Source organism: Dietzia sp. DQ11-44 (assembly GCF_014145205.1).
In the GTDB taxonomy this organism is placed as follows: Bacteria; Actinomycetota; Actinomycetes; order Mycobacteriales; family Mycobacteriaceae; genus Dietzia; species Dietzia natronolimnaea.
Genome location: NZ_JAALEC010000341.1, coordinates 1 through 4,187 on the forward strand (window position 1 = coordinate 1; position 4,187 = coordinate 4,187).

Annotated in this window: 4 protein-coding genes; 2 read left to right on the forward strand and 2 right to left on the reverse strand. The window is 67.9% G+C overall.

Annotation, left to right across the window (positions count from 1 at the left end; genetic code table 11):
• Together G6018_RS09185 and G6018_RS09190 are read left to right on the forward strand one after the other, a co-directional pair.
• Nucleotides 1-997: alpha-hydroxy-acid oxidizing protein (locus G6018_RS09185; RefSeq protein WP_182639442.1), on the forward strand; the 997-nt coding region annotated here is incomplete at its 5' end.
• Nucleotides 998-1,186: 189 nt separating this feature from the next.
• Nucleotides 1,187-1,993, forward strand: a complete 807-nt coding sequence (locus G6018_RS09190) for a glycosyltransferase (protein WP_179525781.1) — start codon at nt 1,187-1,189, stop codon at nt 1,991-1,993.
• Nucleotides 1,994-2,071: 78 nt separating this feature from the next.
• Here the strand turns inward: G6018_RS09190 and G6018_RS17390 are convergent, their stop codons facing one another.
• Both G6018_RS17390 and G6018_RS09195 read right to left on the reverse strand, forming a co-directional pair.
• A complete protein-coding gene (locus G6018_RS17390; RefSeq protein ID WP_218873259.1) occupies nt 2,072-2,203 on the reverse strand; it encodes a putative transporter small subunit in 132 nt (43 codons plus the stop codon).
• Nucleotides 2,204-2,217: 14 nt separating this feature from the next.
• A complete protein-coding gene (locus tag G6018_RS09195; protein ID WP_182616200.1) occupies nt 2,218-3,861 on the reverse strand; it encodes a sodium:solute symporter family protein in 1,644 nt (547 codons plus the stop codon).
• Nucleotides 3,862-4,187: the final 326 nt, after the last annotated feature.

Here is a 4,187-nt window from a genome sequence, read left to right on the forward strand (position 1 = left end):
CCTGGTCGCACCGATCGGCGCCGCGGGCCTGGTGCGCCGCGACGCCGACGTCCACATCGGGCGCGCCGCGGCCGAGCGCGGACTGCCGTACATCCTGTCCTCCCAGGGCTCGTCGCCGATGGAGGCCACTGCCGCGGCGATGAAGGACGGGCCGCGCTGGTTCCAGCTGTACTGGAGCAGGGACGAGCAGCTTGTCGACAGCTTCATCTCCCGGGCGGAGGCCGCGGGCGCCGGGGCGCTGGTCGTCACCCTCGACACCACGACGCTCGGCTGGCGGCCGTGGGATCTCGACCTGGGATCGCTCCCGTTCACGAGGGGGGTCGGGATCGCCCAGTACACCTCCGACCCCCGCTTCGCCGAGATGGTGGCCGACCGGGTCGCGCGTGAGACCGCCGCCGGCGCCGGCACGGACCCCGACGCGGTCAAGGTCACGCCGAAGGCCGTCGTGACGCTGCTCGAGATGGCCCGGAACCACCCGGGCGGGCTGCGCAGGAACCTCACCGCCCCCGAGACCCGCGCCGCCGTCCAGACCTTCCTCGACACGTTCTCCAACCCGGCGCTGAACTGGGACCACATCGCCACGCTGCGGGACCGGACCCGGCTACCGGTCGTCCTCAAGGGAGTCCTGCACCCGGAGGACGCCCGGCGGGCCTTTGACATGGGCGTCGACGCGGTCATGGTCTCCAACCACGGAGGCCGGCAGGTGGACGGGTCCATCGGCACGCTGGACGCCCTCGTCCGCATCCGCGAGGCCGTCGGCCCCGAGCCGACCCTGCTGCTGGACTCCGGCATCCGCAACGGCACGGACGTGGTCAAGGCCATGGCGTGTGGCGCGGACGCCGTGACGATCGGTCGGCCGCACATCTACGGTCTGGCCATCGCCGGGCAGCGGGGGGTGGGCGAGGTGCTCGACAACCTGCTCGCCGAGATCGACCTCACGCTGTCCCTGTGCGGCGCGAGCTCGTGGGACGAGGTGGACGCCTCGCTGCTGGCCTGAGGCGCCCGCAGCTTTTCTTGTTCTCCCGCCGCTGTTCCCGGCCATCCGCCGCTGCTCCCGGCCACCCGCCGCTGCTCCCGGCCATCCGCCGCCTCGCGGTACGCCTGACGGAAGAGACCCCCTGTCTCCGCGATACTGCTCGCAGGCGTCGGCACCCTGCCCGCCCCCAGACCGACCGCGAGGACCTCGATGCGTGACCCCGAACTGTCCGTCCTGCTCACCGTCTACCACGCGATCGCGCCCTCGCAGCTCCGCGATGCCCTGGACAGTGTGCACGCGCAGACGGTTCAGCCCGCTGAGGTGATCGTGGTGGAGGACGGTCCCCTGTCGCCCGCGCTGCGTGAGGTCCTGGACTCCACCCCGGACCTGCGGCGGTTCGCGCTACCCCAGAACCTCGGCGCCGCCGCGGCGTCCCAACGCGGGTTCGACGAGGTCCGGACCAGCTGGGTCGCCCGCCAGGACGCCGACGACATCTCCCTGCCCGAGCGGTTCGAGCGGCAACTCGACGCCGCCCGCACGCTCGGGGTGGACGTCCTGGGTTCGGCGATGCTCGAGTTCGACACCGACCCGGAGCACCCGAAGGCCATGCGCGCCCTGCCCACCGAGCACGAGGACATCGCCCGCTACGCGCGCATCAACAACCCGGTCAACAACCCGTCCCTGCTGGCCCGCACCGACGCCATCCGCGCCGTCGGCGGGTACCGCCACGTGCCCTACCAGGAGGACTACGACCTGATGATCCGCCTGATCGGCGCGGGCTACCGCCTGCACAACCTGCCCGAACCGCTGGTGAAGTTCCGCGTCACTGATGCGCAGTTCTCCCGTCGCAAGAGCCGCCAGCTCACGGCCTCCGAGCGCACCATTCAACGCACCCTCCTCGACGCGGGCATGATCTCCCGTCCCCGCGCCGTGGCCAACTACCTCGCCCGCAACGCCTACCGGCGCCTGCCCGCCCCCGCCATGAACGCGGCCTACCGACGGATCTTCCACAGCTGACCGACCCCCCTCCTGACACGGGTGTGCCCCCTCACCGGATTCGGCGAGGGGGCACACCCGTAGTGCCGTCGAGCACGCTCAGATGATCGGCACGCCGTCCCGCTTGGCCTCGGCGGCCTCCCTGATGAAGGCTCCCACCAGGACGGCCAGGACGCCGGCCACGATCACGGGCCAGATCAGGACATAGATCGTCAGAAGTATCGGTGTCATCTGCGGTTCCTCTCCTAGACGCGGACGACGTCGTCGTCGTCATCGTTCGTGTTCTCGGCCGTGTTCCTGGCGTCGGCGTCGGCGAGCTCCTCCGCCACCGCGTCGGTGTCGTAATCGGCGGTGGCCAGCGCGATCTCGTCGAAGTCGTAGTCCATCGAACTGCGGTACGACATCGCCACGCAGACGATCGTGCTGACCGCGTACGCGACGAGTGAGGCCGTGAGCGTGTCGTAGTCACGCAGGAAGCCGAGGATGAACGGCGCGCTGCCGAGGGCCGCGATCACGGCCACGACGAGCGCCGGCCTGAGTCCGAGGAAGCCGAACACCATCAGGCCCAGGACCACGCCCACACCCACCACGGCGAGCGCCTCGACGGCGTATGCCAGCACGCCGGAGTCCGGGATCAGCCCGAAGCGGGTGGGCAGGAATACCGCCAGAGCGACCAGCACGGAGACGGTGAAGGCCGAGTTGGTGACCTTCTTCCAGTAGAAGCTCGCGATCACCGGGAACACCAACGCGCCCCACAGAGCGCCCACGAACACCAACAGATCGAGGATGTTGAACCTGATGTTGGCGAAGATCAGCGCGGCCGCCGTCGCCAGGATCATGGTGATGCGGCCGACGATGAGCATCACGCGGGGGTTGGGCAGCTTGCCACGGCCGCGCAGACCCTGACCGTAGAGGTCGCTCATCGCGATCGACGACATCGCGGACAGGTCCGAGTCCGCGGTCGAGGAGAGCGAACCGATGATCATGATGAAGAACACCGCGACCAGGAAGCCCGGCAGGTACTCCGCCGCCACCTGGGGAAGCACGTTGTTGGGGTCACCGTCGACGGGGTCGATACCCGCGTAGAGCGCCAGCACACCGACCATGCCGATGCCGATGATCGTCGCGCCGTAACCGATGGTCGCGGTGATGAAGGTCGGCTTGATCAGGTCCTCGCGCACCGCGAACAGCCGCTGCGCGATGGTCTGGTTGCCGATCGCGTAGGCGAGCACAGCCGCGATGTACGGCGCACCCTGGTTGAGGAAAGCGTCCGAGGAGAAGAACGACTGCTGCTGCGGCGTCAGATTGTCAGCCCCGCTGGTGAACAGGTCGATCCCGCCGAGGAAGAAGAACATGGACGGCACGATGATGATCACCGCACCGAGCATCGCCACCACCTGCGCGAAGTCGGTGAGCACCGAGGCGCGGAAGCCCGACCACAGCGTATAGAGCAGGACACCTGAGGCGATCACGATCACGCCCTGGATGAAGCTGAACGGGCTGAGCATGGAGATCAGCGCGCCACCGGCGATGAAGTTCGACGTCAACGAGATGACGGAACCCAGGATGTTGGATCCGGCCAGCATGAACTGGGAGGACCTACCGTGGCGGGCGAACATGACCTCCGCGAGGGTGTGCGCCTGCGGGGCGACCTCGCGGATGCGTTTACCGAAGGGATAGATGAACAGGATCATCAGGGCTCCCCAGAACCCGTAGTGGATCGGCCCTGAAATGCCGTAGAGGTATCCGGAGTTGACCGAGGCGTACATGGAGGACGCCCAGATCCACGTGGCGGTCATCGACGCGGCCGAGATCCCGAACCCGATCTTGTGGCCGGCGGTCATGAAGCTGTCGGCGTTCTCTTTCCTCTTGGCGATCCGTGTGGACATGACCATGGTGCCGCCGTAGAACAACACCAGAAGTAGAACCACGGCCGTTGCGCTCAGCGCTGTAGAGCTCAGCAAATCTGCCCCTCTCCCTCTTCATTTGTCATGTGAACACGCTGAGCCTAGTGAATGCACCGCCTTAACGAAGAATCGACGTGGGGACGGCGTTGTGCGGATGGCCAAGTGCATGGAGCTCTATCCGCGCAGTTCCGGCGCTCGACCAGGCTTTTACTGGAGGAAATCACCAAACGGCACGCAAACGGCATCGCACGCCCTCGCGCGCGGGTCGCGCGCTCGTCCCCACTCCACATCCGCTCGCCCGTCCACCC